17 protein-coding genes and 3 tRNA genes are annotated in these 17611 nt (G+C 72.1%); 16 read left to right on the top strand and 4 right to left on the bottom strand.

Going from position 1 to position 17611, the window contains the following annotated elements; genetic code table 11:
• The first annotated feature begins 273 nt into the window (after positions 1 to 273).
• Positions 274 to 1854, top strand: coding sequence for a citramalate synthase (gene cimA / locus ABZ671_RS19655; protein WP_357859725.1), 1581 nt, complete (start codon positions 274 to 276; stop codon positions 1852 to 1854).
• 53 nt (positions 1855 to 1907) lie between these two features.
• Here cimA and ABZ671_RS19650 read toward each other — a convergent pair whose 3' ends face one another.
• Positions 1908 to 2843 (bottom strand): endonuclease/exonuclease/phosphatase family protein, encoded by a 936-nt coding sequence (locus tag ABZ671_RS19650; protein ID WP_357859846.1) that lies wholly within the window; start codon positions 2841 to 2843, stop codon positions 1908 to 1910.
• Between the two features lie 394 nt (positions 2844 to 3237).
• Here ABZ671_RS19650 and ABZ671_RS19645 point away from each other — a divergent pair, with 394 nt between their 5' ends.
• The 9 genes from ABZ671_RS19645 (at position 3238) to ABZ671_RS19605 (ending at position 10622) form a co-directional block, all read left to right on the top strand.
• Positions 3238 to 3762, top strand: coding sequence for a hypothetical protein (locus ABZ671_RS19645; protein ID WP_357859722.1), 525 nt, complete (start codon positions 3238 to 3240; stop codon positions 3760 to 3762).
• A 213-nt stretch (positions 3763 to 3975) separates the two neighbouring features.
• A complete protein-coding gene (locus ABZ671_RS19640; protein WP_357859719.1) occupies positions 3976 to 5031 on the top strand; it encodes a MoxR family ATPase in 1056 nt (351 codons plus the stop codon).
• Positions 5028 to 6044 (top strand): DUF58 domain-containing protein, encoded by a 1017-nt coding sequence (locus tag ABZ671_RS19635; protein ID WP_357859717.1) that lies wholly within the window; start codon positions 5028 to 5030, stop codon positions 6042 to 6044. The genes ABZ671_RS19640 and ABZ671_RS19635 overlap by 4 nt, the downstream gene beginning before the upstream one ends.
• Entirely contained in the window at positions 6041 to 7000 is a 960-nt protein-coding gene (locus ABZ671_RS19630) for a VWA domain-containing protein (protein ID WP_357859714.1), read from the top strand. Before ABZ671_RS19635 ends, ABZ671_RS19630 begins: the two co-directional genes overlap by 4 nt.
• Positions 7001 to 7047: 47 nt before the next feature.
• Positions 7048 to 7908, top strand: coding sequence for a trypsin-like peptidase domain-containing protein (locus ABZ671_RS19625; protein WP_357859711.1), 861 nt, complete (start codon positions 7048 to 7050; stop codon positions 7906 to 7908).
• Between the two features lie 121 nt (positions 7909 to 8029).
• Positions 8030 to 8326, top strand: a complete 297-nt coding sequence (locus ABZ671_RS19620; protein ID WP_357859707.1) for a hypothetical protein — start codon at positions 8030 to 8032, stop codon at positions 8324 to 8326.
• A gap of 9 nt (positions 8327 to 8335) precedes the next feature.
• On the top strand, positions 8336 to 8761 hold the full coding sequence (gene arfB / locus ABZ671_RS19615) for an alternative ribosome rescue aminoacyl-tRNA hydrolase ArfB (RefSeq protein ID WP_357859704.1): 426 nt from the start codon (positions 8336 to 8338) through the stop codon (positions 8759 to 8761).
• 57 nt (positions 8762 to 8818) lie between these two features.
• Complete coding sequence (locus tag ABZ671_RS19610) at positions 8819 to 9412, top strand: GNAT family protein (RefSeq protein ID WP_357859702.1); 594 nt, start codon at positions 8819 to 8821, stop codon at positions 9410 to 9412.
• Between the two features lie 85 nt (positions 9413 to 9497).
• On the top strand, positions 9498 to 10622 hold the full coding sequence (locus ABZ671_RS19605; RefSeq protein WP_357859699.1) for a cellulose binding domain-containing protein: 1125 nt from the start codon (positions 9498 to 9500) through the stop codon (positions 10620 to 10622).
• Positions 10623 to 10706: 84 nt separating this feature from the next.
• Here ABZ671_RS19605 and ABZ671_RS19600 read toward each other — a convergent pair whose 3' ends face one another.
• Positions 10707 to 11570 (bottom strand): 3-methyladenine DNA glycosylase, encoded by an 864-nt coding sequence (locus ABZ671_RS19600; protein WP_357859696.1) that lies wholly within the window; start codon positions 11568 to 11570, stop codon positions 10707 to 10709.
• A gap of 34 nt (positions 11571 to 11604) precedes the next feature.
• The gene (locus ABZ671_RS19595) at positions 11605 to 12990 is read right to left on the bottom strand and encodes a hypothetical protein (protein ID WP_357859694.1); all 1386 of its coding nucleotides are present in this window, start codon (positions 12988 to 12990) and stop codon (positions 11605 to 11607) included.
• Between the two features lie 176 nt (positions 12991 to 13166).
• Here ABZ671_RS19595 and ABZ671_RS19590 point away from each other — a divergent pair, with 176 nt between their 5' ends.
• The 4 genes from ABZ671_RS19590 (at position 13167) to ABZ671_RS19575 (ending at position 14635) form a co-directional block, all read left to right on the top strand.
• Positions 13167 to 13970, top strand: a complete 804-nt coding sequence (locus ABZ671_RS19590) for a fumarylacetoacetate hydrolase family protein (protein WP_357859691.1) — start codon at positions 13167 to 13169, stop codon at positions 13968 to 13970.
• A gap of 106 nt (positions 13971 to 14076) precedes the next feature.
• Positions 14077 to 14148, top strand: a tRNA-Gln gene (locus ABZ671_RS19585).
• 134 nt (positions 14149 to 14282) lie between these two features.
• A tRNA-Glu gene (locus tag ABZ671_RS19580) sits at positions 14283 to 14355 on the top strand.
• A gap of 204 nt (positions 14356 to 14559) precedes the next feature.
• Positions 14560 to 14635 (top strand) — tRNA-Glu (locus tag ABZ671_RS19575).
• 185 nt (positions 14636 to 14820) lie between these two features.
• Here ABZ671_RS19575 and ABZ671_RS19570 read toward each other — a convergent pair.
• Complete coding sequence (locus ABZ671_RS19570) at positions 14821 to 15507, bottom strand: IclR family transcriptional regulator (protein ID WP_013284529.1); 687 nt, start codon at positions 15505 to 15507, stop codon at positions 14821 to 14823.
• A 49-nt stretch (positions 15508 to 15556) separates the two neighbouring features.
• On the opposite strand from ABZ671_RS19570, the gene leuC reads away from it, so the two are divergent.
• Entirely contained in the window at positions 15557 to 16999 is a 1443-nt protein-coding gene (gene leuC, locus ABZ671_RS19565) for a 3-isopropylmalate dehydratase large subunit (RefSeq protein WP_357859689.1), read from the top strand.
• A 15-nt stretch (positions 17000 to 17014) separates the two neighbouring features.
• Positions 17015 to 17602 carry a 3-isopropylmalate dehydratase small subunit gene (gene leuD / locus ABZ671_RS19560; protein ID WP_357859686.1) on the top strand — a complete coding sequence of 196 codons (588 nt, stop codon included), beginning with the start codon at positions 17015 to 17017 and terminating at the stop codon, positions 17600 to 17602.
• Positions 17603 to 17611 lie beyond the last annotated feature (9 nt).

Below are 17611 nucleotides of genomic sequence, written 5' to 3'. Positions count from 1 at the left end.
GCTGCCCGGATGACTTGTGAAGTCGATCACCAGTGGCGCGTTCTGCCCCGGCTCCGTTCCTTGATCAGGTAATGCCACCCTCCGTCATCGTCCCGGCATGTGGATTGCTCCTCCCATATCCGAGGTCGGGGTGGCAGAGTACGGATCGTGACCAGCAACTCCCTGATCATTTGCAGCTAGCGCGCCGGCTTCCCTCTCGCCGAGCGCGCAGACCTCCCGCATCCGCGGGGGGTCTTTTTGTTGTTCCCCTCACGGCTCGAGAAGAGGACTCTCATGACCTTCCAGGTGTACGACACGACGCTGCGCGACGGCGCCCAGCGCGAGGGGCTCAGCTACTCGGTGGTCGACAAGCTGGCGGTGGCCCGCCTGCTCGACGACCTCGGGGTCGGCTTCATCGAGGGCGGCTGGCCGGGGGCCGTTCCCAAGGACACCGAGTTCTTCCGGCGAGCCCGTACCGAACTGCAGCTCAAGCACGCGCTCCTGGTCGCCTTCGGGGCCACCCGTAGAGCCGGGGTCGCGGTCGAGACCGACCCACAGGTGCGCGGGCTGCTCGACGCCGAGACCCCGGCCGTGGCGCTGGTCGCCAAGGCGGACATCCGGCACGTCGAGCGGGCGCTGCGCACCACCGCGGCGGAGAACCTGGCGATGATCCACGACACGGTGCGGCACCTGGTGGCGCAGGGGCGGCGGGTCTTCGTCGACGGGGAGCACTTCTTCGACGGCTACCGGCACGACCCGTCGTACACCGCCTCGGTGCTGGAGACGGCGCTGGCCGCGGGCGCCGAGCGGTTCGTGCTCTGCGACACCAACGGCGGGATGCTGCCGTCCCAGGTCACCGCCGCCATCACGGACGTCACCGCGCGCACCGGCGTGGCCCCGGAACTACTCGGCATGCACGCCCAGAACGACACCTCCTGTGCCGTGGCCAACACCATCGCCGCCGTCGAGGCCGGGGTGCGGCACTTCCAGGGCACCGCCAACGGGTACGGCGAACGCCCCGGCAACGCCGACCTCTTCGCGATCGTCGCCAACCTCCAGCTCAAGCTCGGGCTGCCCGTCCTGCCGGAGGGCTGCCTGGAACAGCTGGTGCGGGTCTCGCATGCCATCGCCGAGATCGCCAACATCGCCCCCGACACCCACCAGGCCTACGTCGGGGCCGCGGCCTTCGCCCACAAGGCGGGGCTGCACGCGAGCGCGATCAAGGTCGACCCGTTGCTCTACAACCACGTGGACCCGTCGGTGGTGGGCAACGACATGCGGATCCTGGTGACCGAGATGGCCGGGCGGGCCAGCGTCGAGCTCAAGGCACGCGAGCTGGGCCTGGACCTGTCCGGCCATCCGGAGACCCTGTCCACGGTCACCAAGCGGGTCAAGGAGCTGGAGGCCGGCGGTTGGTCGTTCGAGGCCGCCGACGCCTCGTTCGAGCTGCTCGTCCGCTCCGAGCTGCCAGGTCGAGCCGTGCCCCGGCCGTTCGCGTTGGAGTCGTACCGGGTGATTGTCGAGCACCGCGAGGACGGCGCGGTGGTCTCCGAGGCCACCGTCAAGATCCGGGTACGCGGGGAGCGGGTGATCGCCACCGCCGAGGGGAACGGCCCGGTCAACGCCCTGGACGAGGCGCTGCGGGCGGGGCTGGCCCGGCACTACCCGCAGCTGCGCGATTTCGAGCTGGCCGACTACAAGGTCCGCATCCTGGAGGGCAGCAGCGGCACCGGCGCGGTGACCCGGGTGCTGCTGGAGACGGCCGGCGCGGGCCGCGACTGGACCACGGTCGGCGTCCACCCGAACGTGGTCGAGGCGTCCTGGCACGCCCTAGTAGACGCCCTCACCTACGGCCTCGCCCGGACCCACGTTTAAGGAGGGGCCCCCTGTTAACGCCTCCGGTAGAGGAGGGGGCCCCTGTTAACACGTCAGCCGGCGGGCAGCCGCAGCTCGGCGAGGACGGCCCGATGGTCGCTGCCGGGCAACGCGTACACGGCCACCGAGCGGACCGCGATGCGCCGGTCGGCCAGCACATGGTCGATGGTGACCGGCGGGATCCGGTCGCCGTCGTACGGGCCCCAGGTGCCGGCGAGCCCGGCGCCGGCCGCGTCGGCGGCGTCGACGTATCCGGTGGCGATCAGGTCGCGCAGCGGGGCGTGGTCGAGGGTGGCGTTGAAGTCCCCGGCCAGGATGCTCAGCCGCCCCCGAGGAGTGGCCGCCGGCTGCCCGCGTAGGTCGGTCCGCCAGTCCGGCACCACGTGGACGGCCCAGGGGGCGGCCGGGTGCGCCGACTCCACCCGCACGGGTGGCGCGCCCGGCACCGCCAGCGTCCCGTACGCCTGGGTGAAGGCGAAGCCCTGGTTGCGCCGGAACCCGACCTCGCTGAGCGGGAAGCGCGCGTACAGCCCCGAGCCGGTGGTGCCGACCTCGGGGTTGAGCATCCGGTGGGGCAGCAGGGTGGCCAGCCCGAGCCGGTCCAGCTCGGCCGCGATCTCCGGGGTGAACTCCTGCACGGCCAGCACGTCCACCCGCCGCTCGCGAACCAGGCCGACCAGTCGATCCGGGTCGGCGCCGCCCTTGAGCAGGTTGGCGGTGAGCAGCCGCAGCGGTGGCCCGTCGGCCGCCGGCTGCCGGGAGGCGACCGCCCGGGGCGTCACCGCACCGACCAGCATGAGCGCGGCGACGGCCGCGACGACCGCCGCCCCGCGCCGCCGCAGGGCGAGCGCCAGCACCGGCGGCACCAGGGAACCGGCGGCGGCGTACGGCGTGAAGGCGACCGCCTGCACCATCGGTCCCCGATCCGACCAGGCCAACCGGAGCACCACCCAGGCGGCCGCGGGCGCGACGGCGAGCCAGCACACCAGCGCCGCGATCCAGCGGGTCGGGATGTCGGTCCGTCCTTCGTCTGTCGTCGTGACCACGGCCGTCACCGTACCGTCCGGCGGCCTTCGGGATGTCCCGCCACGGTTTTTGTGAATGGTCACCGATTCGTCTTTCGCAATTATTCAAACGGTCCTGACCAGGCGAAACGCAGATCAGTGCTATTGACCGCCTGCTTTTTACGGTGCTACCTTCCAACCTGGGTTGCGACGTCCCAACTTCGGTAGTAGTCCCAGGTCAGGCCGGGTGCACCGATGGTGCGCGAGAGAAGTGGATCCCGATGGTCCGCCGTTTTCCGCCCGGCTTCTCGACGACAGCTAACCGACCCGCGAATCGTGGGCCGGTCGGATCAGCACGGTCACAAAAGGGAGACCCGTCATGGCCACATTCCTCAGACGCAAGGCGGCGGTGCTAGCACTCGGCGTCCTGACCCTCACCCTGGCCGGCGGGGGCATCGCGGCCGCCGCCCAACCAGCGGCGAACGCGCCGGTCGGGGCCGTCCAGCCCGGCCACCAGCCCCCGGTGACCGCCGCGCAGTCCCAGGCCGCGAAGGCCGCGATCCGCGTGGCCGCCGCGCCGCCCGCCGCCGGCACGGTGGCCTGGGCCGTCGTCAGCATCGACGGCACCCTGTTGCAGCACTCGGCCAACGTCACCGGCGCCTTCAGGTTCCCCTGCTGCGGCGGCGGGGTGACCGCGGGGCAGTATCAGGTGACGCTCGACTACGACGTCCACCTGAAGTCGTACCAGGCCACCATCGGCACCAACGACCCGAACAACGTCCCGCCGGGCGGCGAGGTTTCCGTCTCTCCCCGCTACCTGATCCCCAACGCGGTCTTCGTGCAGACCCGCAACTCCGCCGGCGGCGCCGCCGACAGGCCGTTCCACATCCTCATCGCCAACTGATCCGCCCCGCCGTGCTGGCCTCCGCTCCGGCGGGGGCCAGCACGCCGTACTCGCGTCGGACCGGCGGCCTTGTCCGCGCCAGGATGCGTCGCCCGCACCCGCTCGTGCCGTTGGCGCCCGGCCGGGCGGGTCGTCCCGATCCGACCCGGCAACGGCCTGGCAGGGCCTGATAATCCGACGTTTGTCCGACCGTCCGGACGGGAAGCAAGCACCGTGACGGACATCTCGGACACCCTGACCAGCGTGCCCAGCCCGGCCGACGCCGATGCCGACGCCAGCGGTGTCGAGCTGGAACAGACCCTCTTCGAGGTCAAGCGCGTGATCGTCGGGCAGGACCGCCTCGTCGAACGCCTGCTCACCGCCCTCGTCGCCGACGGGCACTGCCTGCTGGAAGGCGTGCCGGGAGTGGCCAAGACCCTCGCCGCGCAGACCCTCGCCACCGTCGTCGGCGGCACCTTCTCCCGCATCCAATTCACCCCCGACCTGGTCCCCTCGGACATCGTCGGTACCCGCATCTACCGCGCCTCCACCGAGACGTTCGACGTCGAGCTGGGCCCGATCATGGCCAACCTGGTGCTCGCCGACGAGATCAACCGGGCCCCGGCCAAGGTGCAGTCGGCGCTGCTGGAGGCGATGGCCGAACGGCAGGTCTCCATCGGCGGCCGGAGTTGGCCGGTCCCCGAGCCGTTCCTGGTGCTCGCCACCCAGAACCCGATCGAGTCGGAGGGCGTCTACCAACTTCCCGAGGCCCAGCGGGACCGGTTCCTGATGAAGGTCGTCGTCGACTACCCGAGCGACGCCGACGAGCTGAACATCCTCTACCGCATGAGCTGCGACCGGCCCACCGCCCGGCCGGTGCTCGACCCGGTCCGGCTGCGCGAACTCCAGCGCCGCGCCAGCCAGGTCTTCGTTCACCACGCGCTCGCCGAGTACGTCGTCCGGCTCATCCTTGCCAGCCGGGACCCCGGCCGGTTCGGGCTGGCCGACGTCGCGCCGCTGCTGACGTACGGGGCCAGCCCCCGAGCCACCCTCGGCCTGGTCGCCGCCGCCCGCGCGCAGGCGCTGATCCGGGGCCGGGACCACGTGCTCCCGGAGGACGTCCGGGACCTGGCAGTGGACGTGCTGTCCCACCGCCTCGTGCTCTCCTTCGACGCGGTGGCCGACGGAGTGTCCGCCGACGCGGTGGTACGCCGACTGGTCGAGGCGGTGCCGCCGCCCCGGGTCGTCGCCGGTCGTCCCGAGACGGCGCCCGACCTGGCGGCGGCATGAGGCGCCGGGCCAGCGCGACCCCACCCGGGCCCGGCCTGGCGGACCTCGCCCCCGACCAGCGACTGCGCCGGCTCGAACTGACCGTCACCCGGCGCCTGAACGGGCTGCTGCACGGCCAGTACCGCGGCCTGCTGCCCGGACCGGGCAGCGAGATGGCCGGCAGCCGGGAGTACCGCCCCGGCGAGGACGAGGTACGCCGGATGGACTGGGCGGTCACCGCCCGGACCACCGTGCCGCACGTCCGCGAGGTCGACGCCGACCGGGAGCTGACCACCTGGCTGCTCGTCGATGCCAGCCCCAGCATGGAGTACGGCACCGCCACGCTGGACAAACGCGAACTCGCGGTGGCCGCCGTGGCGGCGGTCGGGTTCCTCACCGCGGGCGTCGGCAACCGCCTCGGCGCGCAGGTGCTCGCACCCGACGGCGTACGCCGGTTTCCGGCCCGCAGCGGGCGGACCCACCTGCTCGGGCTGCTGCGCGCCCTGCTCGGCGCACCCCGATTCGGCGCGTCCGACGCCGCGCCGCGACCGGAAGCCGTCGCGGAGGACCTGCCGACCCTCGTCCACGGGCTGGCCGGCGTCGCGCGGATCGCCACCCGGCGCGGTCTGGTGGTGGTCGTCTCCGATTTCCTGGACGGTCTGCCGGACGATCCGGATGCCGCCCCGCCCTGGGAGGTGGAGTTGCGCCGGCTCGCCGCCCGGCACCAGGTGCTCGCGGTGGAGGTGACCGACCCGCGCGAGCTCGAACTCCCGGACGTCGGCCTGGTCACCCTGGTCGATCCGGAGACCGGGCGGCGCCGCGAGGTGTGGACCGGCGACCGGAGGTTGCGGGAGCGGTACGCCGAGGCTGCCGTCGCCCAACGCGACCAGGTACGCCAGGCGCTGCGCCGGGCCGGGGCGACCCACCTGGCGCTGCGGACCGACCGGGACTGGACGGCCGACATCGTGCGGCACGTGCACCACCAGCGCCGGCTGGCCACCGCGCCCGCCCCGGCCCGGGGAGGCGCCGCATGAACTGGCAGTCGCCCGCCCGGCTCTGGCTCCTGCTCGGCGTCGCCGGCCTCGTCCTGGGTTACCTGGGGATGCAGCGCCGGCAGAGCCGGTACGCGCTCCGGTTCACCAACCTGCGCCTGCTGGACCGGGTCGCGCCGCGCCGACCGGCCTGGCGTCGCCACGTGCCGGCGGGCCTCTTCCTCGCCATGCTCGCGCTGCTGGTGGTCGGTTTCGCCCGGCCCACCGCCGAGGTACGGGTGCCCCGGGAACGGGCCACCGTGATGTTGGCGGTGGACGTTTCCACCTCGATGCTCGCCAGCGACGTCGAGCCGGACCGGATGACCGCCGCCAAACGGGCCGCCCGCCGGTTCGCCGACGGCCTGCCGAAGGAGTTCAACGTCGGGCTGGTCGCCTTTGCGGGCAGCGCGGCGGTGCTGGTTCCGCCGGGCACCGACCGGGATGCCCTGCACGAGGGGATCGGTCGGCTGGCCGACGGGATCACCGGTGTCCAGGGCACCGCCATCGGGGAGGCGATCAGCACCTGTATGGGCGCGGTGAAGAGCCTGGACGCCAAGGCCGCCAAGGACCCTCCGCCGGCCCGGATCATCATCCTCTCCGACGGCGCGAACACCTCCGGGATGGACCCGATGGAGGCCGCCGCACAGGCTTCGGCGGCCAAGATACCGGTGCACGCCATCTCGTTCGGCACCCCGTCCGGCTTCGTCGACCGGGGCGGGCGGGCCATCCAGGTGCCGGTCGACGGGCAGACCCTCAAGGCGGTGGCCGAGGAGACCGGGGGTCGTTTCCACGAGGCGACTAGCAGCTCGGAGCTGCGCGCCGTCTACGAGGACATTGGCACGTCGGTCGGCTACCGCAAGGAACGGCAGGACATTTCCGCCCGTTTCATCGGCCTGGGACTGGTCTTCGCGATGGGCGCGGCTGCCGGATCCCTGCGGTGGTTCTCCCGGTTGCCCTGATCCGCACCACCGACCCGGATGTCGACACGACACGTGAGGAGCCAGGTATGGCAGTGCAGACGGGACTCGGCGAGCCGCGCGGCCCGTGGTTCGTCTCGCCCGAGCTGGATCCGGACGGGCGCGGGTACTGGGCGACACCCGGATCGGAGCGGGGCCCGGGGCGACGGGGCTGGCGTGGCCGGCTGCTCAGCGGGCTGGCGGTGGTGGCCCTCTCCACGCTGTCCGGGGCGGCGGCGGGCAGTTGGGTGGCCGGCCATGACGCGGCCGGGCCCGCCGCGGCCTCCGCCGCGCCGGTGCCGGCCGAGCTGGTCACGGCCGCCGAGAAGACCGTGCCCGGGGTGGTTTCGGTGATGGTCGGTGGTACGTCCGCGTCGTCGGCCAGTGGGTCGGGTTTCGCCCTCGACCGGGAGCAGCACATCGTCACCAATGATCATATTTTGGCCAAGGGTGGCTCCGGTCCGGTGACTGTGGAGACCTCCGACGGCCGCCGGTTCGCCGCCGAGGTGGTCGGGCGGGAGCCGAGCAGCGACCTGGCGGTGCTCAAGGTGCCCGCGTCGGCCGGGCTGAACCCGCTGCCGCTGGCCAAGCCCAACTCCACCCGGGTCGGCGAGCCGGTGCTCGCGGTCGGTTCTCCGCTCGGCCTGGCCGGTACGGTGACCGCCGGTATCGTCAGCGCGCTCAACCGCCAGGTCCGCATCGGCGACGGCCGGCACACCGCCGTGCAGACCGACGCGTCGATCAACCCGGGAAACTCGGGTGGCCCGCTGGTCAACGCGCGGGGCGAGGTGGTCGGCGTGAACACGGCCATCGCCACGATCGACGGCAACGGCTCGATCGGCATCGGGTTCGCGATCCCGATCGACCAGGTGCAGCAGACCGCCGACACGATCATCGGCCGGAGCGGCTGACCCGGCCCTGGCTCTGCACCGCCGTATCGGAACATCCAGCTGGATCGGGTGAACTGTCGGATATTTGGCGTGGGAGTATCAGGCTATGGAAATATTACGCTGATTGTGGATACTGGCATGGGTGGAGCAAGCTGTCATCGCGGCCCTCCTCGTGGTGGGCCTGGTCATCGGCGCCGGCGTCGGCGCGGCGTACGCTCGCGCGAAGCGCGGCTGGAAGGACTACCGCGGTGCCCGGAACCTCGTTCCCGGCGCCCGACGGACCGCCTGGCTGGCGACCCGCGCGGTCATCACCAAGGTGGGCGTGATCGCTCTGCTGCTCGGCGGGGCAGCCGCGTACGCGGCGGTCGGCTCGGGTCACGAGCGGGCGGATCCCACGCCGACCTCGACACCCACCCCGAGTCACCCGAGCGAGCGTTAACCTCACCGGATGGACGACGGACTGCGGGTGACCGACCGGATCGTGGTGCCCGAAGCCGAGCTGCGGGAACGGTTTTCCCGCTCGTCGGGGCCGGGCGGGCAGGGCGTCAACACGGCCGACTCCCGGGTGGAACTCAGCTTCGACCTGGCCGGTTCGCCGAGCGTGCCCGAGCCGCTGCGCGCCCGCGCGCTGGAGCGGCTCGCCGGCCGGCTGGTCGACGGCGTGCTGACCGTGGCCGCCAGCGAGCACCGGGCGCAACTGGCCAACCGGGAAGCCGCCCGCGACCGGCTGGTCGCCCTGCTGCGGGAGGCGGTCGCCCCGCCGCCGAAACCCCGCCGCCCGACCCGCCCGTCCCGGGCGGCGAAGGAGCGCCGGCTGGCCGAGAAGAAACGCCAGTCCCAGCGCAAACGCGACCGGCGGGTGGACGGCGACTGACCGGCCGTCCGGAAAAAGATTTGTCGCCGCACCGGCGTGTCGCCCACAATTCGCCGCGTGCCCGCCGACTTCTCCGTCAAGCCCACCCTCACCGGCGACCGGGTCGTGCTGCGCCCGTTCGTCGACGACGACGTCGCCGCCTTCGAGGCCGCCATGACCGATCCGGAGGTGGCCCGGTTCACCGGCAGCCCGCCCGGCGAGACGTTCGACCTGGGACGGCTCCGGGCCTGGTACGGCACCCGCAACAGCCAGACCGACCGGCTCGACCTGGCCGTGGTGGACCGGGCGACCGGGGCGTGCGTGGGCGAGGTGGTCCTCAACGAGTGGGACGGCCACAACCGCAGCTGCAACTTCCGCACGCTGATCGGCCCGGCCGGTCGTGACCGGGGGCTCGGCACCGAGGCGGTCCGGCTGATCGTCGGGTACGGCTTCGAGCAGCTCGGCCTGCACCGGATCTCCCTGGAGGTGTTCGCCTTCAACCCGCGCGCCCGACGGGTTTACGAGAAGGTCGGCTTCGTCGCCGAGGGAACGCTGCGCCAGGTGCTCCGCGACGGCGAGCACTGGGTCGACGCCACCGTCATGTCGATCCTCGCGCCGGAGTGGGCCGCGCACCGGGGCCACCCGGAGTCCGGCCAGCGGGACCGGGGTTGAGCGAGGGGCCGTCGAACCGCTTCAATGTGTGCGGGAGCAAGGGCCGTCACCGACCACCACGTCACGTGACAGGAGTCCCGTCGCCATGCTCCGTGCACCCCTGCGCGCCGCGCTGATCGCGGTCGCCGCCCTCCTTCCCATCCTCGCCGTCGGGCTGGCCGTCATCTCGACGGCGCCCCCGGCCACCGCCGCCACCACCCCGGTCCGCATCATGCCGCTCGGCGATTCGATCACCGGCTCGCCGGGCTGCTGGCGGGCGGTGCTCTGGAACCGCCTCCAGTCCACCGGCTACACCGACATCGACTTCGTCGGCACCCTCGGCCCGCAGGGGTGTGGCGTGCCGTACGACGGGGACAACGAGGGACACGGCGGCTACCTGGTGACCAACGTGGCCAACCAGAATCTGCTGCCCGGGTGGCTGGCCGCCACCCGACCGGACATCGTGCTGATGCACTTCGGCACCAACGACGTCTGGAGCAACATCGCGCCGGCCACGATTCTGGCCGCGTACTCGAAGCTGGTGGACCAGATGCGGGCCAGCAACCCGGCGATGACGATCATCGTCGCGAAGATCATTCCAATGGCGCCGAGCAGTTGCCCGGAGTGCGGCCAGCGGGCCGTCGCGCTCAACGCCACGATCGACGGCTGGGCGGCGGGGAAGACCACCGCCGCCTCGCCGGTGGTGGTGGTCGACCAATGGACCGGCTTCAACACCGCCACCGACACGTACGACGGGGTGCACCCGAGCGCCTCCGGTGACCAGAAGATGTCCGACCGCTGGTACCCGGCGCTCACCGCGGCCCTGCGTCGGACGACCCCCACGCCCACCACTGCGCCCACCGGCAGCCCCACGCCCACGTCGACGCCCACCACGAAGCCCACGTCAACGCCGACCAGGACACCCGGCACGGGCTGCGCCGCCGACTACCGGATCGTGGGCGAGTGGCCGGGCGGCTTCCAGGGCGAGGTGAACGTCCGCAACACCGGCGCCGCGCCGATCGCCGGCTGGACGATCCGCTTCACCTTCGCCAACGGCCAACGGATCAGCCAGTCGTGGAACGCCGACCTGACCCAGAGCGGCGCCCAGGTCACCGCGCGGAACGTGAGCTGGAACGGCGCGCTCGCCCCGGGCGCCCAGACCGCCTTCGGCTTCCTGGCCGACGTCACCGGCTCGAACTCCGTACCCGCGGTGACCTGCGCTGTGAGCTGATCTCGCTCGGGCGATCAACTCCGTGTGCGGCAACAGGTGGTCATGCCGCCGGCTGTGGCCACAGCATGCCGCACACGGAGTTGATCAAGAGGCGGCGAGCAGCCGGGCTCGCAGGCTGGCGGCCCGCTCGGCGAAGCCGCGCTGGGCGGCGGCGTATTCGGCCCGGCCATCCGGCGTCTCCACCCGCACCGGCGGGTAGCCCAAGTCGGCCAAATCGTAGGGCGAGGCCCGCATGTCCAGGGTCCGGATTTCCCTCGCCAGCTCGAAGCAGTCGGCGACGAGCTCCGAGGGCACCAGAGGCGACAACTTGTACGCCCACTTGTAGAGGTCCATATTGGCGTGCAGACAGCCCGGCTGCTCCAACGCGTGCTGAGTCTCCCGGGTCGGGGTGAGCACGTTCAGCGGCCGGGCCGGCGTGGTGAAGAAACGGAACGCGTCGAAGTGGCTGCACCGTACCCCCCGCTCCTCGACGACGGCGGCGGTGGCCTCCGGGCCGAGCCGCAGCGGCCAGGCATTGTGGCGTACCTCGTCCTGGGTCTGCCGGTAGACCATCGCCCACTCGTGCATCCCGAAACAGCCGAGGTGGGCCGGGCGGCCGGCGGTCGCCGCGAGCAGCGTACGGATCCAGTCGATCGACTCGGCCCGCCGTGCGCGTACCCCATCGGTGTCGACGGTGAGCCCGGCGGCGGTGGCGCGGTAGTCCCGGCCGAACTCGGCCGGGTCCGCGTCCCGCAGCACCACCCCGGCACCCGGATGCCAGCGGCGCAGCTGCGCCGGACGGTGCGAGTAGTAGGTGAAGAGGAAGTCTTCGACCGGGTGCTTCACACCGCCGCGCCGGCGGGCCAGGTGCGGCGTCAGCCAGGCGTCCACCCGCTGTTCGTGGGCGTGCCGACGGGCCTGCCAGTCGGCCGCGTCGAGCGCGGTGGCGGGGGCGAGGGCGGCGGTCACGCACCCCAGGGTACGACCGCCGCCCGCGCTCCGATCAGGGCACGTCCACCCGGACCCCGGCGGAGAAGACGCCGCTGCGCAGCTCCAACTGCTTGGGCTGGTCGCTGCCGTGCACGGTGAAGACCAGCGGAAGGAGCACCCGGCTGCCCGCGGCGACCGGCTGGGCGAAGATGTCCCGCCCGAGGTTGGCGACCCGGGTGGCGTCCTCGTCGGCGGCGACCCAGTTGCCGTTCGGCAGGTACGCCCGTTGCAACTGCCCGTGCCAGGTCTGCTCGCCCGACGTGAGGTTGCGCACCCCGACCGTGGCCAGGCACTGCCGGCCGCCCGCCGAGGTCGAGGGCAGCGTGCCGACGCCGCAGGCCACCCGGTAGACCGTGAACTCGAACGCGGTCTCGCGCAGTGGGACGCCGACCGCCCCGGTCACGCTCCGGCCCATCCAGGCGCCGCTGGTCGGCTGCTTGCCGGTGTCGATCGCGGCGACCCGCTGGGTGGCCGTCCAGGTGGCCGCGAGGACCACGCCGGCCAGCACCGCCGCGGCAGCGCCGGTCATCAGCCAGACCGGTGGGGTGCGTCGCCCGGCCCGTCCCGCCGTCGCCGGGCGCGAATAGACCGTGCCGCGTTGCGCCGGGTCGGCCGGCCCGCCGGCGAACGCCGGCGCGCCGGCGCCCGTCACCGCCGTGCCGGCCGACGCCGCCCCGGAGCGCCGGCGGCGGCTCCACCACCAGGCGAGCACACCGAAGGTGACGACCAGAAGCGCCGCCAGCGCAGCCAACAGGACGGGCGGTCGCCGCCACACCGGTGGTGCCGCCGCCACCTGCGTGCCGGGTGTCGCCGTCGCGGCCCAGGTCGCCGTGGCGCAGTCGTACGGGCGGGTGCCGTCGGCGCCGTACGCGCAGGCGGGTGCGGTCACCGACTGTCCGGGCGTGGTCGTGCTGAGGGCGGTGTTCAGGGTGGTGGTGCTGTGCGGCGGCAGCTTCAGCTGCCAGGTCACCTCAGCCGGGGTGGACGAGCCGGCCGCCGGGGTGGCCCGGCCGCCGCCGGTCACCGTGGTCGCCTTCGACCCGGCCGGCAGCTCCTGCCGTACGGTCGCCTCGATCGTGGTGTTCCCGCCGTTGCGGACCAGGATCTGATAGCCGGGTGCCGGAGTGTTGGCCGCGGTCATCGCCACGGTGACCGGCGGGTTCGACGGCTGGACCGGGGCCGGCTTCTCGGGCGGCACCGCCGGTGGGGCCGCCGGCGCGCCGGTCTGGATGGGTGTGGCCTGTCCCACCGGGGCGGCCGGCGCCGCCACTGGGGCCGGATGCGCGGGTGCGGCCGCGGCCCGGGGCGCCGCGGCGGGCAGCGCCGGTACGGCGGCCATGACCCCGAGGCAGTTCACAATCACGGCCAGGGACCTGTGGTGTCGCTTCGTTGCACTCATCGGCCGAACCTCCCGGACCCGAAGCTATGGTCCCCGTCCCGCCGTGCGGGTACGAAGTCGGCATTCCCGCCCCGGTCGGCGTAGGGCGGCGTACTGTGGCGCGTCCACAGGCCGACGCCGACGTGGCATGCCCGTGTCCGGCGTGGTCGGGCTGGCGGCGGCGATAGATTGGCCGGGTGCGTATCGCTCGTTTCGCTCATGCCAAGGGAATGTCGTTCGGGGTCGTCGAGGGCGAGTCGGGGGCCGGGCCGCAGGGCCTGACCATCGCCGAGATCGAGGGCCATCCGTTCGGTCAGGTCACCTTCTCCGGCGCCCGGTGGGCGCTCTCCGACGTCCGGCTGCTCTCGCCGATCCTGCCGAGCAAGGTGGTCTGCGTCGGCCGCAACTACGCCGAGCACGCCGCCGAACACGGCAGCGAGGTGCCCAAAGAACCGTTGCTATTCCTCAAACCGTCCACCTCGGTGATCGGCCCCCGGGACGCGATCCGTCTGCCGATCTTCTCCAAGCAGGTGGAGCACGAGGCGGAGCTGGCCGTGGTGATCGGCGCTCCGGGGGCGCGGCGCGCCGACCGGGCTGCCGCCGAGCGGGCCATCTTCGGCTACACCTGCGCCAACGATGTCACCGCTCGGGATTTGCAGCGCTCCGACGGGCAGTGGACCCGCGCCAAGGGCTTCGACTCGTTCTGCCCACTGGGTCCGTGGATCACCACCGGGCTGGACGTGGCCGACCTGGAGATCCGGTGTGAGGTGGGCCGCAACCCGGACGAGATGGAGGTACGCCAGCTCGGCCGGACCAAGGACATGGTCTTCGACGTGCCGGCCCTGGTGTCGTACATCTCCCACGTGATGACGCTGCTCCCGGGCGACGTGGTGCTGACCGGCACTCCGGCCGGGGTTAGTCCGCTCACCGACGGGGATACGGTCACCGTGCGGATCGAGGGGATCGGCGAGCTCACCAACCCGGTGGTGCCGGTCGCCTGATGCGTCCGACGTCTCGTTTCCGCTGGTCAGGAGCGGTCCGAGGGGTTGGATTTGGCCTGCCGGCACCGGGAGGGTAAAGTTCATTCCCGGCACCGCAAGGGGCCAATGGGGTATGGGGTAATTGGCAGCCCGACTGATTCTGGTTCAGTTAGTCTAGGTTCGAGTCCTGGTACCCCAGCGCTGCCGCGGGTTCGCAAGAACCCCGGACGCTGGATTCTGGTGGAGTTCCACTCCGTTCCTCCTCGGAGGGCGGCCGGTGATCTCTGATAGAGTGCAGCTTCCTCGCCTTCGGGCGGGGAAGCATCTGGTTCTGGCCCCGTCGTCTAGCGGCCCAGGACGCCGCCCTCTCAAGGCGGTAGCGCCGGTTCGAATCCGGTCGGGGCTACATCGCAAACAGCCCGTCTCACTTGGTGGGGCGGGCTGTTTCGTATTTCGGCCCGTTATCACGCACAAGCCGACCATGATCAACGCGGTGTGCGGCAAAACGCCGCGCCCCGGTCGGCGTCGCCCCCGCCGTTGGGCGCCTCGGGCGGTGCCGCTAGACTACTTCCCGCACCGCTCGCCAGGGCGGTGAAGCAGGAAAGTGCCTGGCCCCGTCGTCTAGCGGCCCAGGACGCCGCCCTCTCAAGGCGGTAGCGCCGGTTCGAATCCGGTCGGGGCTACCACACTGAATGGCCCGGTCTCACTCCACGAGACCGGGCCATTCCCCTTCCCCTTCCCCCCCCCCCCGCACCCCCGCCCCCACGACGATCATGGAGTTGTGGCACGGGAGATAAGCCGCGAACAGGCCATACCGGGTGCCACAAGTCCATGATCGACACGGTTGCCGGAGTTGCCGGAGTTGCCGGAGTTAGAGGCCGGAGAGGCGTTGGCCGGCGCGGACTACGGCCATGGCGTGGCGTTCGCCGGGGCGGCGACCGAGGCGTTCGATCGGGCCGGAGATGCTGATCGCCGCGATCACCCGGCCGGTGCGGTCGCGGATCGGGGCTGAGACGCTCGCCACACCGGCCTCGCGCTCGGCCACGCTCTGCGCCCAGCCGCGGCGGCGCACCTCGGCCAGGGTGCGGCCGGTGAACTTCGACCGGGGGAGCAGCGGCATGACCGCCTCCGGCGGCTCCCAGGCGAGCAGGATCTGGGCCGCGGAACCAGCCGTCATGGGCAGCACCGAACCGACCGGCACGGTGTCCCGCAGGCCGCTGGCCCGCTCGGCGGCGGCCACGCAGATGCGCTCGTCGGCGCGGCGTAGATAGAGCTGGGCGCTTTCGCCGGTGGCGTCGCGCAGCGCGGCGAGCAGCGGCTCGGCCGCGGTCAGCAGCACGTCCGGCGCGGCGTTGGCCAGTTCGCCGAGCCGGGGGCCCGGGCGCCAGCGCCCCTGGGTGTCCCGGACCAGCATCCGATGGATTTCCAAGGCCTGTGCCAGCCGGTGCGCGGTGGCCCGCGGCAGCTTGGTGCGTTCAACGAGCTCGGCCAGGCTGGCGCCGTCGACACAGGCGGCCAGGATGACCACCGCCTTGTCGAGAACGCCAACACCGCTCATACTGTGTCCCACAAACCGAAATTTACCTCCCAGAATTTAGGATGTCCAGATGGTGGGAGTCACTCAACCGAGGACCCTGGCCGAGAAGGTCTGGGACGCGCACGTCGTTCGCTCCGCCGCCGGCGAGCCGGACCTGCTCTTCATCGACCTGCACCTGCTCCACGAGGTCACCAGCCCGCAGGCGTTCGACGGGCTACGCCTGGCCGGGCGCCGGGTCCGGCGCACCGACCTGACGATCGCGACCGAGGATCACAACACTCCGACCGGGTACGACGACCCGGCGTTCCGGTCCCGACGCGGCGACCTGCTGACCATCGCGGACCCCACCTCCCGCACCCAGATCGAGACGCTGCGCCGCAACTGCGCCGAGTTCGGCCTGCGGCTGCACCCGCTGGGCGACGAGAACCAGGGCATCGTGCACGTCATCGGCCCGCAGTTGGGCCTCAGTCAGCCGGGCATGACGATCGTGTGTGGCGATTCGCACACCGCCACCCACGGCGCGTTCGGTGCGCTCGCCTTCGGCATCGGCACCAGCGAGGTGGAGCACGTGCTGGCCACCCAGACGCTGCCGCAGGCCCGACCGAAGACAATGGCGGTCAACGTCACCGGCCGGCTCGCCCAGGGCGTCACCGCCAAGGACCTGGTGCTGGCGCTGATCGCGCAGGTGGGCACCGGCGGCGGACGCGGCCACATCGTGGAGTACCGGGGTGAGGCGATCCGTGGCCTTTCCATGGAAGGCCGGATGACGATCGCCAACATGTCCATCGAGTGGGGCGCCAAGGCCGGCATGATCGCGCCGGACGAGACCACCTTCGCGTACCTGAAGGGGCGGCCCAACGCGCCGCAGGGGGCCGACTGGGACGCCGCCGTGGCGTACTGGAAGACGCTGCCCACCGACGAGGGGGCGACCTTCGACGCGGAGGTGACCCTGGACGCCAGCCGGGTCACCCCGTTCGTCACCTGGGGCACCAACCCCGGTCAGGGCGCACCGTTGGGCTCGGCGGTGCCGAACCCGGAGGAGTTCGGCACCGAGCCGGAACGGACCGCCGCCCGCCGGGCGCTGGAATACATGGACCTCAGGCCCGGCACCCCGCTGCGCGACCTGGCCGTCGACGTGGTTTTCGTCGGCTCCTGCACCAACGGCCGGCTGGAGGACCTCCGCGCCGCCGCTGACGTGCTGCGGGGGAACCGGGTGGCCGACGGCGTACGCATGTTGGTGGTGCCCGGGTCCGCCGCGGTCCGCGAGGCGGCCGAGGCGGAGGGGCTGGACAAGGTCTTCACCGACGCCGGCGCCGAGTGGCGCTTCGCCGGCTGCTCCATGTGCCTCGGGATGAACCCGGACACCCTGTCGCCGGGCCAGCGCTCGGCCTCGACCTCCAACCGCAACTTCGAGGGCCGCCAGGGCCGGGGCGGGCGTACCCACCTGGTGTCCCCGCCGGTCGCCGCCGCCACCGCCGTGGTCGGCCGGCTGGCCGCCCCCGCCGACCTGTAGAAGGGCAGCCGAGAGATGGACAAGTTCACCACCCACACCGGCACCGCCGTGCCGCTGCGCCGATCCAACGTGGACACCGATCAGATCATTCCCGCCGTGTACCTCAAGCGGGTGACCCGGACCGGCTTCGCCGACGGGCTCTTCAGCGCGTGGCGGGAGGATCCGTCATTCGTCCTCAACGACCCCGCCTTTTCGGGAGCGTCGATTCTCCTTGCCGGCCCCGAGTTCGGTACGGGTTCCTCCCGTGAGCACGCCGTCTGGGCGCTGCGGGACTGGGGCTTCCGGGCCGTGATCTCGCCCCGCTTCGGCGACATCTTCCGCGGCAACGCGCTCAAGGAAGGACTCCTTCCGGTCGAGCTGGAATTGAAGGCCGTGGAGGAGCTCTGGGATCTGGTGGAATCCGACCCGACCACCCCGATCACGGTCGACCTCACCGCCCGCCAGGTCCACGCCGGGGATGCCACCTGGGCCTTCCCGCTGGACGACCACAGCCGTTGGCGGCTGATGGAGGGCTTGGATGACATTGGACTCACCCTGCGGCACGAGGCCGAGATCAGCGCGTACGAGTTGTCCCGGCCGGCGTTTCTGCCGTCGGTCGCCTGACCGCAGATA

It is taken from the genome of Micromonospora sp. NPDC006766, from assembly GCF_040636055.1.
Taxonomy (GTDB): Bacteria; Actinomycetota; Actinomycetes; order Mycobacteriales; family Micromonosporaceae; genus Micromonospora.
This window is presented reverse-complemented; position numbering and strand designations above follow the sequence as displayed.

What these genes read in the sequence shown, in the direction of transcription:
- leuD (WP_357859686.1), top strand. Translation starts at nt 17,015, where the DNA reads ATGGACAAGTTCACCACCCACACCGGCACCGCCGTGCCGCTGCGCCGA.
- ABZ671_RS19570 (WP_013284529.1), bottom strand. Translation starts at nt 15,507, where the DNA reads ATGAGCGGTGTTGGCGTTCTCGACAAGGCGGTGGTCATCCTGGCCGCC.
- leuC (WP_357859689.1), top strand. Translation starts at nt 15,557, where the DNA reads ATGGTGGGAGTCACTCAACCGAGGACCCTGGCCGAGAAGGTCTGGGAC.
- cimA (WP_357859725.1), top strand. Translation starts at nt 274, where the DNA reads ATGACCTTCCAGGTGTACGACACGACGCTGCGCGACGGCGCCCAGCGC.
- arfB (WP_357859704.1), top strand. Translation starts at nt 8,336, where the DNA reads ATGGACGACGGACTGCGGGTGACCGACCGGATCGTGGTGCCCGAAGCC.
- ABZ671_RS19595 (WP_357859694.1), bottom strand. Translation starts at nt 12,990, where the DNA reads ATGAGTGCAACGAAGCGACACCACAGGTCCCTGGCCGTGATTGTGAAC.
- ABZ671_RS19625 (WP_357859711.1), top strand. Translation starts at nt 7,048, where the DNA reads ATGGCAGTGCAGACGGGACTCGGCGAGCCGCGCGGCCCGTGGTTCGTC.
- ABZ671_RS19630 (WP_357859714.1), top strand. Translation starts at nt 6,041, where the DNA reads ATGAACTGGCAGTCGCCCGCCCGGCTCTGGCTCCTGCTCGGCGTCGCC.
- ABZ671_RS19605 (WP_357859699.1), top strand. Translation starts at nt 9,498, where the DNA reads ATGCTCCGTGCACCCCTGCGCGCCGCGCTGATCGCGGTCGCCGCCCTC.
- ABZ671_RS19645 (WP_357859722.1), top strand. Translation starts at nt 3,238, where the DNA reads ATGGCCACATTCCTCAGACGCAAGGCGGCGGTGCTAGCACTCGGCGTC.
- ABZ671_RS19635 (WP_357859717.1), top strand. Translation starts at nt 5,028, where the DNA reads ATGAGGCGCCGGGCCAGCGCGACCCCACCCGGGCCCGGCCTGGCGGAC.